We start from the raw sequence: 16,981 nt of genomic DNA, 5'->3' as shown, positions 1-16,981 counted from the left end.
TCAAGCCTTAAATCGGCTCACCTGCTTCATCTTCTTCGACAATGTCTGTCTCTAAGCTTGCTTCTTCTAACCATCTGACAATGGCAGGGCTATTGAGTACACGCTCTTGGTAGCGAGTCGCAGCTTCTGAAAGTTCAATACCATAGGTTCTGAACCTTAGAGCAAGAGGCGCATACATGGCATCAGCGATGGACCACTCACCGAACAGCCAACCATCAGGGTATTTTTCGCCTTGTTCAGACCATAGGGTATCCACTCTCTCAATATCTTTCTTTGCTGCATCGCTTAATTCCACTTTTCTACGCGCTCGGCAGTTCATCGGTAGCTCTTCTCTTAGAGCAAAAAAGCCAGAGTGCATCTCAGCGGATATCGCTCGGGCATGGGCACGTTCTGATGCAGACTCCGGCCATGCTGCACCATCGAGATGCGCTTCGTTGATGTATTCTAAGATGGCAAACGAATCCCACACTGTAATGTTGTCATCGACCAGTGTTGGTACTTTTGCAGTTGGAGTGACCTCTGATAGTGTCTCGTAGAATTCTGGCGTGAATAGTGTCAGTTTGGTGATCTCGGCGTCGAGGTTGTGCTGAGCTAAAATCAACCAAGCACGAAGTGACCAGCTAGAGTAGTTTTGATTAGCGATGAAGAGTTTCATAAAAGCTTCCTTGCGTTAAGTTTGTCTGACTATTAGCTTAAGAGATTGTATTGCGCGCCACTAACGGATAATTTTGATGTAATACATTAATAAAAACGATGGGTACCAAATCGATATGGATATTGATGCGCTAAGGGGCTTTCTCGCCTTTGTCGAAACCAGCAGTTTCACCCGAGCTGCCAAACAGATAAACCGCACCCAGTCTGCATTTAGCGCTCAGATGCGCAAGTTAGAAGAAGAGCTTAACGTCACCTTGTTCCAAAAAGAGGGGCGCAACCTTGTGCTAACCGAAGCTGGTTTAGCACTGCGTTCTCATGCTGAACAACTCGTGGCGTTACATAATACGGCGCTGAAACAGGTGAAATGTTACGAGAACAAGCAGCCGCTGCGATTGGGTTGCCCTGAAGATTACAACGACACCTTGCTGCCTAAGTTTATTGAGGTGTTGATGGAAGCTGAACCCACCTGTTCGATTCAGGTATTCAGCCAACCAAGCATCACGCTACGTGAGTGGCTCGATGATGGACGACTTGACGCGGCGATTGTTACGCGCGCACCTGATAGCGAAGAGGGCTATTGGCTAGCTAATGATGTTGGGGTGTGGATCGCGAGCCAAGACTTTGAGTTAGATGCTCATGAATCGCTGCCGTTGGCGCTGTTTCAAACCGATTGTAAGTACCACGCAGCCGCAGTTAATGGATTGACAAAACAAGGCACCGCCTATCGATTACTCGCTTGCAGCAATACAGCATCGGCTCAGAGCGCCATCGTGAGAGCTGGCTTAGCTGTTGGGGCGATGGGTAAATTGAGCGTGCCACCGGAGCTTAAGATCCTTGAAAATATGCCCTCACTGCCTGCTGTAGAGATAGCTCTGATATTGGGTACTCAACATCACCCGCTGTTAGACAAAGATCTTTTAAATCGACTGGGCGATCTCAATCTCTCTCATTAAGGCTATCAGAGCTCTCAATTCTACATAAGCGACTACTGCAAAATGCCCAGTCGCTTAAGTTTGCGATAAATGGTGTTACGACTAATACCAAGCACCCTCGACGTTTTACTGATGTTGCCTTGGTTGGCCTGGTAGGTTTGAACTAAGGTCTCTTCCACTGTGCTTTGCAGATCGTTATTAGATGGCGCTTGAGTGCAAGTGATAGGGCTTTGATTCGCCAGTTGTTCGGCGAGCTGTAATGGTACGTGCTCGAGTTTTAGTTGCGGTTCACCGCTCGACATTAAAGCGGATACCTTGAGTAGATTATCCAGTTCACGAATGTTGCCTGGCCACGGATAGGAGCAAAACAGAGACATCAGGTGCGAACAGATAGTTTGCTCTGACTCTGCGTATTTGCGATGGATGGCTTCAATCAATTCCTGTTTATCTTGTCTTTGACTGAGGCTTGGCAGGGTGAATATCAAACCATTGAGACGGTAGTAAAGATCTTGTCTGAATTGACCTGTTTCGACGAGCTGGGTCAAGTCTTTGTGGGTCGCTGCTATGATCTGGCAATCGACTTGATAGCTTTGGTTAGAACCGACAGGCACTACCGATTTATCTTGCAAGACATGAAGTAAACGACACTGAGCCTCTAAAGGCATATCAGCTATCTCATCCAAAAATAAGATCCCCTTGTCAGCTTGACGGATCTTACCTTGGAAACCTTGTTTGTTCGCGCCAGTAAAAGCCCCCGGCGCGTAACCAAACAGCTCAGACTCAATCAAATCTTTCGGTAGCGCGCCGCAATTTACTGCCACCAAAGGGCTGTTGCTGCGTTGACTCTGCTTATGAAGTGCTTTGACAAACTCGCCTTTACCAACACCTGTTTCCCCGAGTATCAGAAGGCTGATGCCTTTATCTATGACTTTGCTGGCTTGTTGCCACGCTTGTTCTATCTGTTGATCGCCATGGTGTAACTCGCACGAGGCAGTGATTGCGCGGCTGCGTTTTGGTGAGGGAGTATTGAGGCTCTTTTTCTCAAATACAAAAGACGATTCAGAGCGACTGAAGAGCTGATCAATGCTTTCACCAAGTATCGAGCCTTGCTCCAATAGTTGTGAAGCGACTTGGTTGTGGGCCAATACTTCTCCCGCCTCATTGGCGATAACAATACCTTGCCAGCCGCTGTGCAACAGTGACTTTTCACATGCGAGGTCGATGCGAGTAGAGCCTTGGGGAATGTGATTAAGCAGTTGGTTCTCTATTAACTGCACCATATTCTGCACTAAGAACTGCACTGAACTGTCGTGTTGCTGCTGCTCACTGGTGATATCTAATATGCCAACCATCTGCCCTTGATGATCAAAAATAGGGTTCGCTGAACAGCTGATAAAGCGGTGCTGATGAATGAAGTGTTGTTCGCCAATAATTGTCACGGGCTTAGCTTCAATCAATGCAGTGCCAATGGCATTAGTGCCCTTGAGTTGCTCCTTCCAGCAAGCGCCAGAGCTCAATGCAATACTGGTGAGCTTTTCTTCAAAGCGCTTCTGGCCCCAACTTGCCAGAATCACTCCATCGGTATCGGTCAATATGAGTCGACTGTCACTACGGGCAAAAGTCTGGTTAAACAGCGGTAGGGCCATGCGCTGTACGGTTTCGATGAGCTGCGACGAGTGAAAACGACGCTCTTTGAGCATCGCATTTGGCAGACGAATGTCGTCGGGCAGTTTTCTGGGTTTTAACCCCGCCTCGCTGCTGCGATGCCAAGATGAAGTAAGCCACTCTGAAGGATTTGTGTGTTGAATCTGCATAACTGTTCCATGTTGTCACAGTAAAGGTGTACCAATTTGGAACAGTTGAACACTGGAGCAATCTCCGTACGACGATTCAATTCCAACTCACCACTGGTTGTAAACGTTTGGTAATCATAGTTTTACAAATTATTAACAACAAGATTTTCGATGTTGGCGTGTGACTTGCGTTGTTAGGTATGTGAACAAAACACGAAATGACAGTGTTTTAAACAGAAACCATGAACATGACATGGCGAATATTCAAATACTTAGACAATCACAGAAGGATCTCACTATGATTTACGCACAGCCTGGCAGTGACAATGCAGTCGTCAATTTTAAGGCTCAGTACGACAACTTTATTGGAGGGGAGTGGGTAAAGCCTACGTCTGGCGAATACTTTGACAATAGCTCTCCGGTCAATGGACAAGTTTACTGTCAAGTAGCGCGCTCGTCAGAAGCGGACATCTCGTTAGCACTAGACGCAGCACATGCAGCGCGTGCAAGTTGGGCGGCGACCAGTGTTGCTGAACGCTCGAACATCCTACTTAAAATTGCCGACCGAATTGAAGCGAACCTAGAAGAGTTGGCCGTTGCAGAGACTTGGGAAAACGGCAAACCAGTCCGAGAAACCTTAGCAGCAGATCTCCCATTGGTTGTTGACCATTTCCGTTACTTCGCTGGCTGTATTCGCGCGCAAGAAGGCAGTGCAGCCGAGCTTGATTCAAACACCGCTAGCTACCATTTCCCAGAGCCAATTGGTGTAGTTGGTCAGATCATCCCTTGGAACTTCCCGATTCTAATGGCAGCTTGGAAACTAGCACCAGCACTGGCGGCAGGTTGTTGTGTGGTGATGAAACCTGCAGAGCAAACGCCGACTTCAATCTTAGTATTGATGGAAAAGATTGCAGATCTTCTACCTGCGGGCGTGGTTAACATTGTTAATGGTTTCGGTAGTGAAGCGGGGCAAGCCCTAGCGACGAGCGATCGCATTGCTAAGTTAGCATTTACAGGCTCAACTGAGGTTGGTCATCATATTCTAAAATGTGCGGCTGAAAGTTTGATCCCATCAACCGTAGAACTGGGTGGTAAGTCTCCAAACATCTACTTCCCAGACATCTTTGATCATGAAGATGAATACCTAGATAAGTGTGTTGAAGGTATGCTTTTGGCGTTCTTTAACCAAGGTGAGGTATGTACCTGTCCTTCGCGTGTGCTGATTCATGAATCGGTATACGACAAGTTTATCGCTAAAGTGGTCGAGCGTGCTCAAACCATCAAGCAAGGCAACCCACTAGATACTGACACTCAGGTTGGCGCACAAGCCTCTCAAGAGCAGTTCGATAAGATTCTTAGCTATCTAGAGATTGGTCGCCAAGAGGGTGCGAAAGTCCTGACTGGTGGTGAGATTGCGCAGCAGCCAGACGACCTGGGTAATGGTTACTACATTCAACCAACCATGCTCGCAGGCAACAACAAGATGCGTGTCTTCCAAGAAGAGATCTTTGGCCCAGTTATCGCGGTGACTACCTTTAAAGATGAGGCTGAAGCGCTAGAGATTGCCAACGATACCGAATATGGTTTGGGTGCAGGTGTATGGACGCGTGATGCCAATCTTGCTTACCGCATGGGTCGTAATATCGAAGCTGGCCGTATTTGGGTGAACTGCTACCACGCTTATCCAGCGCATGCAGCGTTTGGTGGATATAAGAAATCAGGCATCGGCCGTGAGACACATAAGATGATGCTCGATCATTACCAAAACACCAAGAACCTGCTGATTAGCTACGATACCAATCCGCTAGGCTTCTTCTAAAATAGATGTTCTTTAGAACTCTCAATCAAGTATTCACTAGCAACGAGTTGGCTAAAACAATCTAAGTAAAGTGAAAAGCAAAACGCCAAGTTCTTATGAGCTTGGCGTTTTTTAGTGTGTGCGAGATGTGCTAGGTAGGTTGAACGCGCTTGGACTTACTCTTCGGCGATAAAGCTGTTAGCTATTTGCGCTTCTTGCTTAATCATAAGCTGGTGCGCTGTCAGCATATGTTGCTGCATGATTTGTTTTGCTTTTACTGCGTCACTTTTGCTCAGCGCTTGCACAAGGTCGCGTTGGCTTTGCACACCGGTACGCCACAGTTTGTGGTTCCCTGGTTCGTAAAGCTTGTGATAAATCGTCAGTTCAGTAAGCATTTGCGCGGTAAAACGTACCACAAACTTTAATAGTTCATTATCTGAATAGCTCGCCAGTAAGCTGTGGAACTCTAGCGATGCGATGTGGTGTTCGCGCTCTTGATAGATATCTTCTGGTGGCGTTTGATACTTGTCGATTTGGTCGCTTAGTGCCTGCAGTTGTGATGTGCTTAGTCTTCCCGCGAGAGAAGCCGCAATCTCCGGCTCAAGCGACAAGCGCATTTGGTATAAATCTGATATCGAAGTATTCTTAAAAAACAGGTAGTTACTTAAGAGCGATTGCGCCTTGTTTTCGCTCATCTCACTCACGAACACACCGCCATTCGGGCCGGTTTTGGTCGACAAAATGCCTTGCGCTTCCAAGATTCGCATACTTTCACGAACCGTTCCTTTTGAAGCGTCAAACTTCTCCATAACCTCAAGCTCGTTAGGTAAACGATCCCCAGGCTGAAGTGCTTGTTCGACGATCCAGTTCTTGATCGATTCTGCTAATTCTTGTGTTCTACGTCTCTTCGCGCTTTTTGCCACATTATCCTCGCTAGGGTGTTATCCGTACCTATTGAATTCTGACGGAATTCCTCTGAATGTCACCTGTTTTCTTACCCTAAAAACCCCGGAAAAATCGGAGTGTTGAGTTATGAAACACTCCGATTATTGATCGAATCTTAGTCACAAAATATTTATTTATCATGATAAATAGCTTTTATTTGATATTTATCATGATAAATTGCCTGTGTGTACATGATCAGAATGGAATGATTTTAGATGGGTAAATTCGAAGAAACCGCCAGCTTAACGTGGGAATGGCTAGAGTCTATTGCTCAATGCAGCCAAACATCCGCTCCCGATAAAGAAGGGGTTACGCGTTTATGTGCGTCTAAAGAGCATGAAGAGGCAAACCGAAAGCTGCATGACTGGATGACAATGTCTGGTATGGAAGTTCGAATGGACAACGCGGCGAACTTAATTGGTCGTTACCCAAGTACTAACCCAGACGCTAAGACACTGATCTTTGGCTCACACCAAGATACGGTGCCTAATGGGGGTAAATATGATGGGATCCTTGGCGTAATACTGCCAATCGCACTGGTTAATTACTTTCATAACAACCAGTTAGAGTTCCCGTTTCATATTGATGTGATTGCTTTTAGTGACGAAGAGGGCACGCGCTTTCAATCGACACTTTTAGGCTCAAAAGCGATTTCAGGCATCTTCGATCCTGCGATGTTGACAGCAGAAGATGCAAACGGCGTAAGCATGCGAGATGCTTTGGTGTCTTTTGGATGTAACCCAGACCTCATTAGTGAAGACGCATATGAGAAAGACAATGTGCTTGGTTTTGTTGAACTGCACATTGAGCAAGGTCCGCAGTTAGAGCAAGCCAACTTACCTGTAGGGGTAGTGACGGCAATGACTGGGATTGAGCGCCATGCCTTGTCGATCATTGGCAAAGCGAGCCATGCAGGCACAGTACCAATGAACCTACGCCAAGATGCGTTGGTAGGTGCTGCTCAAGTGATCCACATGTTTGATCAGCTTTGTAAGCGAGAAGAAGACCTAGTCGGTGTTGTAGGCAAAATTGCTAACTATCCGAATGGCGTCAACGTTATCCCTCAACAAACAGACATTACCATTGAGCTTCGTTCACCAAATGACGCTTCTCGTGTTAAAGCGCGAGAAGAGATGTTGGCAGATATCGATAGCCTGATGAATCAATACAACTTGGCTTACCGTCATGAACAGACTTATGAGCAATCAGCTGTGACTTGTGCTGATTCCTTATCGTCAGTTTTAAGCAACGCGGTAAGTTTGTCGGGTATCACACCGAAACACCTATACAGCGGTGCAGGCCATGACGGCTTGGCGGTGAGTAAGCTCACCGATATCGCAATGCTGTTTATGCGTTGTACTGATGGCATTAGCCACCACCCAGACGAAGCCATTCTTCAACAAGATTTGGTTGCTGCAGTCGAAGTGTTAAACCACTTCTGTCTATTGATGAAAGCAGAACAAAAATAAACGATTCGAGATTTTGGTAGCAGTCTTTAACGGTATCTGAACAAAGTTCTGGTTATCGCCTGCTACAAATACCACAGAGCGCAGCTCTCAGGCGCTCCCTATACTAAGGAGAGATTTGGTTATGGATATGACAGAGAAAATGGAAACAGCAGAGAAGAGGGCGTGGTATAAAAACGTACCAGACCCGATGGTTCTTATCTTTTTTATACTGGTAGCCACTTACCTTCTTACTTTTATCGTGCCAGCTGGTGAGTTTGAGCGCGTTGTCGTTGATGGTAGAACAACGGTTGTTGCTGATTCATTCACTTATATTGAAGGTGTTCCATCGGTACATTTCTTCGATATCTTCGTCTCTATTCCTAAAGGATTGATTAGCGCAGCACCTTACTTGTTTATTGTGTTTATCGCGGGCGGTCTATTCCATATTTTGCAACGCACTGGCGCATTAGAAAATGCCATCGGTGTTGCCGTAAACAAAGCTGGAATTAAAAACCGTAACCTAATTATTACGATAGGCACCTTCATCTATGGTTTCTTTGGTGTAGCGGTTGGCTTTGAAAACAACATCGCCTTAGTGCCAGTTGCGGTCCTGATCTCTGCGGCAGTTGGATACTCGAGTTTAGTTGGCACAGTGATGGCAGTAGGTGGCATCGGCGTGGGTTTTGCTCTGTCACCGATTAACCCGTACACGGTTGGTGTTGCACAAGGTATCGCGGAGCTTCCAATCTTCTCTGGTGCTTGGTTACGTACTGTTATGGTGCTTTCTTCTTTGGCACTACTGTCTTACTACATTTGTACTCGTGTTACTAAAATGGAGTTCAAAGAGCCTGAAACAGCTGGTGGCCTGAGCAAAGACATCTCTGAATACCAACTCAATAAGAAAGACAAAATGACCTTGGGCGTTTTTCTTATTGGCTTAGGTATCATGCTTTACGGTGTGTTCGCTAATGGTTGGTACATCAACGAGATCGCGGGTCTTTTCTTATTGATGGCGATTGCGATTGGTATCGTAAACGGCTTGGGTGCAAACGCCATTGTGAAACAGATGATGGAAGGTGCGTCGGGTGTTACCTCTGGTGCCTTGGTGATCGGTGTTGCTGCCTCTATTCAAGTGATCCTTAACCAAGCGTCAATTATCGATACCATCGTTAATGCACTGAGTTCACTGATTCAAGATATGCCAATCGCGTTAGCTGCTATTGTGGCGAGTGTGGTTCAAGGCATCATCAACTTATTCATTCCTGGTGGTTCTGGTCAGGCGATGGTGACCATGCCGATCATGATCCCGGTTGCTGACTTAGCAGGTATGAGTCGCCAGCTGATGGTTACTGCATTCCAAGTAGGTGATGGTCTAACAAACCTTATTGTACCAACCTCTGGCGGCACGTTAGCGATGCTTGCGCTAGGTCGAGTCTCTTACGAGCAGTGGTTGAAAGCGATTGTGCCATTTATGTTGGTGGTTTATGCCCTATGTTGGGTGGCACTGTTCATTGGACAAATGATTGGTTACTAGTTTTTTGGGTGTTGGACATCTATGACAATTTCACTTATTCACGTTAATCCCAATACTGGTTTATCGGCTTCTATCTCTGCGACAGGAGGTGTGTCAGTCGGAGGCTATGTGAACCATAGCTGGCGAGGTGTCGGGGCGTGTGCAACTCAAGGGTTATTTACTAACCCTTGGTATGCAGACAAAGCGCGTGAGTTATTTATTCTCGGTAAGACGGCTGCTCAGGTGGTCGAATCTTTAAAAGCGGGCGATGCCGAATATTCAAAACGCCAATGCATGGTGATGGATAAAAATGGCGACAGCGCCTTTATTCATGGTGATGACAACATCCCTTATGTCGGCTCGATTGCTTACCCTACGATTGCCGTTGCTGGAAACATGCTAGAAAGTGACAAGGTTTTACAGGCCTTTTCAGACAGCTTTATCGCTCAAACGACGCAGAATCCAAGCTCAATCTTAGAAGATGGAGCGCCTGTATATATAGATGACTATGAAGCAGAGCTACCAGAAATATTGATCACAGCATTGGAAGCCGCGTTGCAAGCGGGAGGAGATAAGCGAGGAACCTTTTCCGCATCACTTCGAGTAGAAAGCCTGACTAAAGCGCCGATTGATATTCGTATTGATTGGGCTGATGGGTGCTTAATTAGTGAATTGCGAAAAGTACTGGGGCGTGTCCGCGAGGTGGGTTTTCAAGATTTTCTAAACAATCTACCAAACCAGTAAGGATGAAGGTTTAATCGAAATAAAAGCCAAGTGAGTTTCAAATCACTTGGCTTTTTTGTTTTCAATCATTGGGCGACTAAGCGTTAATGCTTCGAAAAGAAGATTTCTGGCTTGTACGTAGGCCCTTGGTTGCCTTCGAGCTCAGTCAGCTCCAAACCTCGCTTGCCCACCAAAGATTCAACCATATGGCGGTTGAATGGGAAGTTGCTCATATCGTGGATAAACTCTTGGATATCGACCCATTTTGCTTCTGCGATTTCGTCGGTGTCTTGAATCTCAATCTCTTGAGTCTGAGCAACGAGGTGGCAAACAAAGTAGAGGTTCGATTTGCCAAACTGATATGGATGGCGCGTTGCCATACCCACAACTGAAACGAACTTGGCTTCGATGCCCGTCTCTTCAAATGTTTCTCGAACCACAGACTCTTCAATACCCTCGCCAAGCTCAATGTGGCCACCTGGTAGTTTGTAGCCCTTCATACCGTGCTCTTTGATCATCAGCACTTGGTTATGCTCATTGGTGATTAACGCACCAGCACCCAAAGTATGGGTTGGGATGAAAGGTACAAACTCAACGATTTCGGATTTGTGGATCAGCGTAATCTCATCTTCTAGACAGTTATGGAACACAAAGCCTAATTCAGTTGCGACTGGGATAAGATGCGACAGGGAAATAGGCAGACTAATCCAAATAATGCCTTTGTTATTTTGCTTTGAAAATTCAGTGATCTGATTCAGTTCGGCATTGAATGTGTTCGCATCATGAGGGACGCTTGCTGGGTCGATGATGATGCCGTTAAATTTGTCGAGCGTAAATTCCACGGGTGATCCTCTATTGTTTTGATTTATTGAGAGTCTTTATAGAGGGAGCTTATAACAGATGTAGAGCTTATGACACCCGAAAAGCTGGTGACATGGAGATTGCTTTGGAAAGCGGTAGGTAATAAACAAAAACTGCGCTTGGAAACCAGAGCGCAGTCTTAAAGTCGCAGTTATTTGAGTTCGTATCTAACGAACGTAGTTCGCATCAACGCTGACATACCAGTGTTGAAACTTACCGTCAGATTTTTCAATCCACAAATCGTTGGTGTAGCTCTCTATTTTGCCGTTTACCGTTAACTTGAATGTGTTTTCGTCGAAGTCACCAAGCTTAACAAATTGATCGGTTGTAATTAGGAACGGGTCCATGTCGTCGATGTTGCTGATGTCTGAAACCACATAGTAATGATAGGTAAATGGCTTGGTCGCGTCATTTGGGTTACTGCGATAGGCGACCAACTTAAACGGCTCGGTCAGTGGAAGGTCGAGCGTTTGCTTATCAATGGTGGCTGGAATTGGAATAAATAGCCAAGCGGTAAACAGGCCACTGAGCAGCACCATCAAAAAGAAAAGGGTTTTAATTGCTTTCATAGCAACCTTCAAAAATAGGGTGGATATAATTGAGCTATGGTAGCCCGCAGCGCTTAAGATGCAAGTCCTCAAGCAGTGTATCGACCCGTTGCTTAACCTAGCTCAAACGCGAGCGACTCAATTGCCTCTTCGATGGTAACAAAATGTATTTTTGTCAAGCACACTTGAACTTTGTGAAACTCATGAGCACGAATCAGCTGGGTAACATCTTCTAAAGAGTATACACCTTGTTGGCGTTCCAGAAGTTCAGTCGTGGTGTAGGTGAGGAGGGAATAAGCATGCCCTTTGGCATCGATAATACAATCTTGTTCACCGACGATGAGATCATGACTTTCTGATTGCAGTTGTTCGAGCGACGCGATGTAAAACAGTTCGTGATCGCCTTCTAATTTGATAAACGCAGGCCAAGTTATCATAAGTCACTCTTGTATAGTCACGGGATATTTGCATCGTAAGCCAAGTAGCTGGATTCAGCAATCCATTCTAATGTAATGTTATTTTTACTGCTGTGGACTTAGTTGTTGCAACACTGGTTGAGAGTAAAAAGGAGTCGAAGCATGAATGCTAAAGAGGTGGTGGTTTCATTCTGGGAAGCAATGAAATCGAATGATTTTGCTAAAGCCAGTGAGTTTCTGAGTGAAGATTTTGAGGGCTACTGGCCGCAGTCTGGCGAGCTAACCTTAGGTCGAGATAACTTTGTTGCCATCAACAGCTACTATCCCGCTCATGGAGAGTGGCAGTTTGAGATTCATTCGATTGTTGCAGAGCAAAATACTGTGGTTACAGATGTTTCAATTACGGACGGAGTACAAAAGGCGCGCGCTGTTACTTTCCATACGGTAGAGAGCGGGCTTATTACTCATCAGAAAGAGTTCTGGCCAGATCCGATGGAAGCTCAAGCTTGGCGAACGCAGTGGGTTAAGATAGTCAGTGACGAAAAATAGAAGCTATCAATTATCTCGTGGGTGTTCCCTCGCTTAGACGGAATATCAAAGCGAGGGACAAACACTATATAGCTAAAGACTAATGACTAGGTTTGGCAAAACACAGTGCATACATGGCAGGAATCACCAGAAGGACCACTGGCAGTGAAAACAACAAGCCGTAGCCTAACGTGAGTGACATTGGCCCCATAAACACATCAGTGCCGCCTAGACCATATGCTAGAGGTAATAACCCTGCGACTGTCGTCAATGATGTCATCACAATTGGGCGCAGACGGCTGGTGGCAGCTTGTACTACAGCATCGATAGCCGCTAGGCCTTGGTCTCTTAACTCGTTGATGCGATTAATTAAAACCAGTGAGTTGTTGACCACAACCCCAGTCATTCCCAATACCCCAATCAATCCAAACAGCGACATTGGCTGCATGTGCACCACCAGTGCCATCAGTGAAGCCATGATTGCAAATGGAATCACTACCATGATCAATAATGGTTGCAACAGCGAGTTGAACATCACCGCAAGCACACAATAGATTGCCAGCATAGCGGCGGGGAACACCACCATAAATCCACTCATGGTTTCGTTGGTGCTTTCAGCCTCACCACCTACATCGATGGTGACGCTCGCTGGGTACTGCCCTGCCAATTCAGTGAGTAGCTCTGAAGAGAGAGCGACTGGGCTGATATTCTCATCTGATAGCGCCGCCGATACCGTCACTTCACGCTCACCGTTATAGTGCTTAATTAAACGTGGAATCTGAATCTGCTCGACCTTGGCTAAGCGGCTTAGTGGGACTTGGTCACCGTCCGATATGTAGATTTTGGTTGTCTTGAGCTTTTCGATATCTCGGAACTTTTCGTCAAGTACCACGCGGATATCCACCTCTTGGTCGCCAAGCCACGTCGATGTTACTCGGTTGCCATCAAAGCCAACGCGTAGGGTATTAGACAGGTCCGTCACAGTTAGATTGTATTTCGCCAACCAGTGGTATTGCGGCACGATGTTCAGCTGCGGATCTTTCAGTGATTCACTGTGATTAATGCTGGTGACGCCTTGATAGTTATTAAGCCAATTCATCACTAATTCAACGGTTTGATTTCGCTCATCCTCTGTCCCGCCTAATACTCGCACTTCGACAGGCTCACCCGGAGGTGGACCACCGGCATCGATTGAGAATTTAATGAACATCTCATCAGATAGGGCGCTGAGTTGTTCAGTCAGTGACGCAATGATCTGTTCGGCAGAGCGATCGCGTTGGTCAAAATTGGTTAGGTTAATGACACCTTGAGACACTGGCGACGAATAGGTCATCTCGTAACTGACCAGTTCACTCTCTGGTAAAGCCTCAATGGCCTGTTCGATTTGCTGATGTGCACTTCGAACTTGATCCAGCGGTGTGCCTGCTTGAATTTCGGTGTACACATCAATGTATTTACCCGCCTCAGTAGGGAAGATGTCTACCTTCAATGTCGAAACCAAAACAGCAGAGCCCGCGCAGGTCGCAAACGCCGCGACAATCACCGTCTTTTTGTATTTGAGTACGATGTTGAGCAAAGCTTGATATTGATTGGTCACCCACCCCAAGCAGTCTTTCTGTTCGGGTTCTTTTTTGTCAGCTTGCGCGGTTGAAAGGTGAGCTGGCAAAGTTAGGGTACATTCAATGAATGAAAACAGCAGAGCCGCAATTACCGTCATTGGAATCACAGCAACTGCCTTGCCCATGGTGCCGGGAATAAACATCATTGGGATGAACACCAGCGCGGTAGTGATCAAACTCGCCATTAAAGGTTTGATGACTTTGATGGTGCCTGATACGGCAGCATCGACACCTTGCTTACCTGCTTCTTTTTCTTGGAAGATGCTTTCAGCAATGATCACCGAGTCATCAACGATGATACCGATAACCAGTAAAAGGGCCGCTAAGGTAATGCTGTCTAGGTTAAGCCCCAGAATCGGCAGTACGATCATCACACCGAGTACGCAGAAGGGAATCGAAACCGATACCCAGAACGCCACGCGACGTTGCAGGATCAGGCTCAATATCAATAGTACAAGCACTAACCCGATCGCGCCGTTGGTTGCAACGATGGAGAACTTCTCATTCATATCCTTGCCAAGGTCGAGCCCGGTTTGGAAAATGAATTGCTCACCAATGCGCTCGCGCTCTTTTTCTAAAACCGCTTCAATGTTCGCGATGGTTGAGATGACGTCGGCGCTGCCGCTGTTGGTGATTGAGAAAATCACCGCTGCTTTACCGTTCATTACCGGGTCTTCAGTCGCACGTGCAAAGGTATCAAACACGGTCGCGACATCGGATACTCGGATCACTTGTCCTGAATCGAGCGCTTTGATGACGATGTTTTCCACGTCGCTTGTTGACTCAACCTTAGTCATGGTGACGATCTTCTGCTCTTGGCTCCAAGACTCAACAAAGCCGCCTGATTGCGACAGGTTGTGTTGCTCAATTGCGTTGCTGACTTGGTCAAAACTCAGTTGGTAGCGACGCGCTTTCTCTGGATCAACCTCGACCCAAAACTCGCGGTCATTGAAGCCTGACATCGTAATCGAGCCGACACCACTTAGGTTGTTGATCTTCTTTTCCAGTTGATACGCGTAGTGCTGGAGTGAAGCCTCATCAAGATTGCTCTCTGATAGGCTAACACCAAAATGATACACATCGAGCGAAGAGGTTTTTTGCTGAGTCACAACAGGTGGCGCATCGATGTCTTTTGGCAGATTTCCTACGCGGTCAACGGCTTGTTGGATATCACGCAAAATGACAGTCGCGTCTTCACCGGGTTGGTACTCGACCTCGATGTAAGAGCGCCCTTCAGACGATTCCGATATGAAATAGGCGATACCATCAACAGAGCGTAGCTCTTTCTCTATTGGATTGGTGATGTTGAGCTCGACATCTTGCGCGGTCGCACCAGGATAGAAGGTCTCTATCTCGGCGGTATCCATAGCGACATCAGGATACTCTTGCAGGTTAAGCTGAGTGAGCGATACCGCCCCCGTAAATAGCACCATCACGGTGATGATGCGCGCTAAGAACTGGCGATTAGCAAAATATGCTAAGAAGTTCATGGTTACATGCCTTTGCTTAAACTAGGGTTAATGAAAGCGGTGTTCTGTTCGCTCAAAGAGAGGTCGGTCGATGCATACACAGACATGCCTGGCTTGAAGCTGTGAGCTTGGTTATCCACTTCAACAAACACTGGGTAGGTGAGATTGTTCATCTCGACACCGATACGCTTCACTTGGGCTTCAGTCTTTTGCTGTGGGTTGGTTTCTGACCATACGAGAATGGTTTGGCCTACTGAAAAGTCTTTTAGGTCGTATTCGCTGGCCATGAAAGATAGGGTAACCGTGTCGATATTGACCACTTCATACAATAACTCACCTTCATTGACCCAAGCGCCTGACTGTGTCGCTTTGTTGGAGATATAGCCTGACAGCTGGGCGTTTATTTGGGTGCTTTCGAGATCGATTTTTGACTGTTGGTAATCTATTTCAGCAACAGAAACCGAAGCACTGGCACTGAGGAACTCGGCGCGTGCCGTGTCCAGTTCACCGACAGATAGACTGTTCTTCTTGATCAGTTTTTGGTATCGCTGGTAAGTGGCTTCACGCAGAGCGAGGTCAGCTTTAGCAAGGGCAAGGTTTGCTTTGGCTTTGTTGACGATAAATTGAAAATCATCCGCCTTGATGTGAGCCAGTTGCTGATTTTGAGCCACAATGTCACCGACTTCTAGGTCAGACATTTCAACTACGCCGGGTACTTCTGCAACCACGCTTTGCTTGTTTAAACCCTGAACATGGCCGATAAGTTCTGTTGCTTGGGTTGTTGATGCACTCAACAGTGCTAATAGAGTCAATAATTCAGTTTTCATGCTTCTACTCCACATTTTGATAACATCATTGTGAGGAGCGAACTGTCGAATTTAAGTCGAAGTCATAATCAAAAAAGAGGGAAAGTTTGGTTGATATCTCGAGGCTGATTATCGAATGTTTTGTTATTTAATTCGGGCAATTAGACATAAATTCGACTTATTTTGGATTAAGCTTTAGCTTTGAATAGGAGTTAACCGATGCTAGAGCGAAGCCGTATTCTTGTTGTAGAAGACAATATTGAACTGCAAGGCATTATTGCTGATTTTCTTGAAGTAAAAGAAGCGGTTGCTGATTTTGCTTCCGATGGCGAGCAGGGCTTTGAATTGGCTCTGCATCACGACTTCGATGCCATTATTCTGGATGTGATGCTGCCTAAACTCGACGGTATGCAGGTTGCTTCTAAGCTTCGTCAAAGCGGTGTTAGTACGCCTATCCTGATGTTGACGGCCCTCAATGGACAACAAGACCTATTGAGCAGCTTTGACTCTGGTGCTGATGACTTCGTGACTAAGCCTTTTCAGTTCCCCGAGTTAGAGGCAAGGCTCAGTGCTTTGATTAAACGTAATAGAGGGTTAGTCGCGCAAAAGACCTTAAGCTTTGGTGATGTGACGATTGATGAGAAAGCACATACCGCTTCACGACAAGGACAACTACTTTCATTAACGCCAATCATGTTTCAGATTCTGAGAGAATTAGTGAAAGCTCAAGGCGATGTGGTGACACGAGAAGCGTTAATTCATCTGCTTTGGGGAGACGATATTCCTGATAAAGATGTGCTGCGTAGCCACATTTACCTTCTGCGTAATGCGTTAGATAAGCCGTTTGAAACTCGAATACTCAAGACAATCCCAAAGCATGGCTTTCAACTTGTTCTAACCAAATTTTAAGATATTGAGCGAACGGTGT

Annotated in this window: 15 protein-coding genes; 7 read left to right on the top strand and 8 right to left on the bottom strand. The window is 46.3% G+C overall.

Annotated elements, in window-relative coordinates; translation table 11 throughout:
- Positions 1 to 7 precede the first annotated feature (7 nt).
- The gene (locus tag KI743_RS04370) at positions 8 to 655 is read right to left on the bottom strand and encodes a glutathione S-transferase family protein (protein WP_285465284.1); all 648 of its coding nucleotides are present in this window, start codon (positions 653 to 655) and stop codon (positions 8 to 10) included.
- 115 nt (positions 656 to 770) lie between these two features.
- Between KI743_RS04370 and KI743_RS04365 the strand changes: the two genes are divergently transcribed.
- Complete coding sequence (locus KI743_RS04365; RefSeq protein WP_285465282.1) at positions 771 to 1,607, top strand: LysR family transcriptional regulator; 837 nt, start codon at positions 771 to 773, stop codon at positions 1,605 to 1,607.
- Between the two features lie 32 nt (positions 1,608 to 1,639).
- On the opposite strand, the gene KI743_RS04360 is transcribed toward KI743_RS04365, so the two are convergent.
- Entirely contained in the window at positions 1,640 to 3,400 is a 1,761-nt protein-coding gene (locus tag KI743_RS04360; RefSeq protein ID WP_285465281.1) for a sigma-54-dependent Fis family transcriptional regulator, read from the bottom strand.
- Between the two features lie 277 nt (positions 3,401 to 3,677).
- Here KI743_RS04360 and KI743_RS04355 point away from each other — a divergent pair, with 277 nt between their 5' ends.
- Positions 3,678 to 5,198 (top strand): aldehyde dehydrogenase family protein, encoded by a 1,521-nt coding sequence (locus tag KI743_RS04355; RefSeq protein WP_285465279.1) that lies wholly within the window; start codon positions 3,678 to 3,680, stop codon positions 5,196 to 5,198.
- A gap of 155 nt (positions 5,199 to 5,353) precedes the next feature.
- Here the strand turns inward: KI743_RS04355 and KI743_RS04350 are convergent, their stop codons facing one another.
- Positions 5,354 to 6,100 carry a FadR/GntR family transcriptional regulator gene (locus KI743_RS04350; RefSeq protein ID WP_150868469.1) on the bottom strand — a complete coding sequence of 249 codons (747 nt, stop codon included), beginning with the start codon at positions 6,098 to 6,100 and terminating at the stop codon, positions 5,354 to 5,356.
- A 237-nt stretch (positions 6,101 to 6,337) separates the two neighbouring features.
- On the opposite strand from KI743_RS04350, the gene KI743_RS04345 reads away from it, so the two are divergent.
- The 3 genes from KI743_RS04345 to KI743_RS04335 all read left to right on the top strand — a co-directional run bounded on the left by KI743_RS04345 (position 6,338) and on the right by KI743_RS04335 (position 9,827).
- The gene (locus KI743_RS04345) at positions 6,338 to 7,591 is read left to right on the top strand and encodes an allantoate amidohydrolase (RefSeq protein ID WP_285465277.1); all 1,254 of its coding nucleotides are present in this window, start codon (positions 6,338 to 6,340) and stop codon (positions 7,589 to 7,591) included.
- A gap of 121 nt (positions 7,592 to 7,712) precedes the next feature.
- A complete protein-coding gene (locus KI743_RS04340) occupies positions 7,713 to 9,104 on the top strand; it encodes a YfcC family protein (protein ID WP_239919167.1) in 1,392 nt (463 codons plus the stop codon).
- Positions 9,105 to 9,125: 21 nt separating this feature from the next.
- Complete coding sequence (locus KI743_RS04335) at positions 9,126 to 9,827, top strand: DUF1028 domain-containing protein (protein ID WP_285465274.1); 702 nt, start codon at positions 9,126 to 9,128, stop codon at positions 9,825 to 9,827.
- 83 nt (positions 9,828 to 9,910) lie between these two features.
- On the opposite strand, the gene KI743_RS04330 is transcribed toward KI743_RS04335, so the two are convergent.
- The 3 genes from KI743_RS04330 to KI743_RS04320 all read right to left on the bottom strand — a co-directional run bounded on the left by KI743_RS04330 (position 9,911) and on the right by KI743_RS04320 (position 11,652).
- Positions 9,911 to 10,648: an NUDIX domain-containing protein gene (locus tag KI743_RS04330; RefSeq protein WP_285465273.1), complete on the bottom strand. Its 738-nt coding sequence runs from the start codon at positions 10,646 to 10,648 to the stop codon at positions 9,911 to 9,913.
- A gap of 186 nt (positions 10,649 to 10,834) precedes the next feature.
- On the bottom strand, positions 10,835 to 11,236 hold the full coding sequence (locus tag KI743_RS04325) for a hypothetical protein (protein ID WP_285465271.1): 402 nt from the start codon (positions 11,234 to 11,236) through the stop codon (positions 10,835 to 10,837).
- 92 nt (positions 11,237 to 11,328) lie between these two features.
- On the bottom strand, positions 11,329 to 11,652 hold the full coding sequence (locus tag KI743_RS04320) for a DUF4144 family protein (RefSeq protein WP_285465270.1): 324 nt from the start codon (positions 11,650 to 11,652) through the stop codon (positions 11,329 to 11,331).
- Positions 11,653 to 11,793: 141 nt separating this feature from the next.
- Here KI743_RS04320 and KI743_RS04315 point away from each other — a divergent pair, with 141 nt between their 5' ends.
- Positions 11,794 to 12,180, top strand: coding sequence for a nuclear transport factor 2 family protein (locus KI743_RS04315; protein WP_285465268.1), 387 nt, complete (start codon positions 11,794 to 11,796; stop codon positions 12,178 to 12,180).
- Between the two features lie 79 nt (positions 12,181 to 12,259).
- On the opposite strand, the gene KI743_RS04310 is transcribed toward KI743_RS04315, so the two are convergent.
- Entirely contained in the window at positions 12,260 to 15,268 is a 3,009-nt protein-coding gene (locus tag KI743_RS04310) for an efflux RND transporter permease subunit (RefSeq protein ID WP_285465266.1), read from the bottom strand.
- Positions 15,269 to 15,270: 2 nt separating this feature from the next.
- Entirely contained in the window at positions 15,271 to 16,074 is an 804-nt protein-coding gene (locus tag KI743_RS04305; protein WP_285465264.1) for an efflux RND transporter periplasmic adaptor subunit, read from the bottom strand.
- Between the two features lie 198 nt (positions 16,075 to 16,272).
- Between KI743_RS04305 and KI743_RS04300 the strand changes: the two genes are divergently transcribed.
- Entirely contained in the window at positions 16,273 to 16,962 is a 690-nt protein-coding gene (locus tag KI743_RS04300; RefSeq protein WP_285465262.1) for a response regulator transcription factor, read from the top strand.
- Positions 16,963 to 16,981: the final 19 nt, after the last annotated feature.

Source organism: Vibrio sp. D420a (assembly GCF_030248625.1).
GTDB lineage: Bacteria > Pseudomonadota > Gammaproteobacteria > Enterobacterales > Vibrionaceae > Vibrio > Vibrio fortis_A.
The sequence above is the reverse complement of the archived record's forward strand: the minus strand, read 5'-3'. Positions and strand labels throughout refer to the sequence as shown.

Bases quoted from the DNA above. Each gene is read 5' to 3' on its own strand.
- KI743_RS04370 (WP_285465284.1), bottom strand. From the start codon at position 655: ATGAAACTCTTCATCGCTAATCAAAACTACTCTAGCTGGTCACTTCGT.
- KI743_RS04365 (WP_285465282.1), top strand. From the start codon at position 771: ATGGATATTGATGCGCTAAGGGGCTTTCTCGCCTTTGTCGAAACCAGC.
- KI743_RS04360 (WP_285465281.1), bottom strand. From the start codon at position 3,400: ATGCAGATTCAACACACAAATCCTTCAGAGTGGCTTACTTCATCTTGG.
- KI743_RS04355 (WP_285465279.1), top strand. From the start codon at position 3,678: ATGATTTACGCACAGCCTGGCAGTGACAATGCAGTCGTCAATTTTAAG.
- KI743_RS04345 (WP_285465277.1), top strand. From the start codon at position 6,338: ATGGGTAAATTCGAAGAAACCGCCAGCTTAACGTGGGAATGGCTAGAG.
- KI743_RS04340 (WP_239919167.1), top strand. From the start codon at position 7,713: ATGGATATGACAGAGAAAATGGAAACAGCAGAGAAGAGGGCGTGGTAT.
- KI743_RS04335 (WP_285465274.1), top strand. From the start codon at position 9,126: ATGACAATTTCACTTATTCACGTTAATCCCAATACTGGTTTATCGGCT.
- KI743_RS04325 (WP_285465271.1), bottom strand. From the start codon at position 11,236: ATGAAAGCAATTAAAACCCTTTTCTTTTTGATGGTGCTGCTCAGTGGC.
- KI743_RS04320 (WP_285465270.1), bottom strand. From the start codon at position 11,652: ATGATAACTTGGCCTGCGTTTATCAAATTAGAAGGCGATCACGAACTG.
- KI743_RS04315 (WP_285465268.1), top strand. From the start codon at position 11,794: ATGAATGCTAAAGAGGTGGTGGTTTCATTCTGGGAAGCAATGAAATCG.
- KI743_RS04310 (WP_285465266.1), bottom strand. From the start codon at position 15,268: ATGAACTTCTTAGCATATTTTGCTAATCGCCAGTTCTTAGCGCGCATC.
- KI743_RS04305 (WP_285465264.1), bottom strand. From the start codon at position 16,074: ATGAAAACTGAATTATTGACTCTATTAGCACTGTTGAGTGCATCAACA.
- KI743_RS04300 (WP_285465262.1), top strand. From the start codon at position 16,273: ATGCTAGAGCGAAGCCGTATTCTTGTTGTAGAAGACAATATTGAACTG.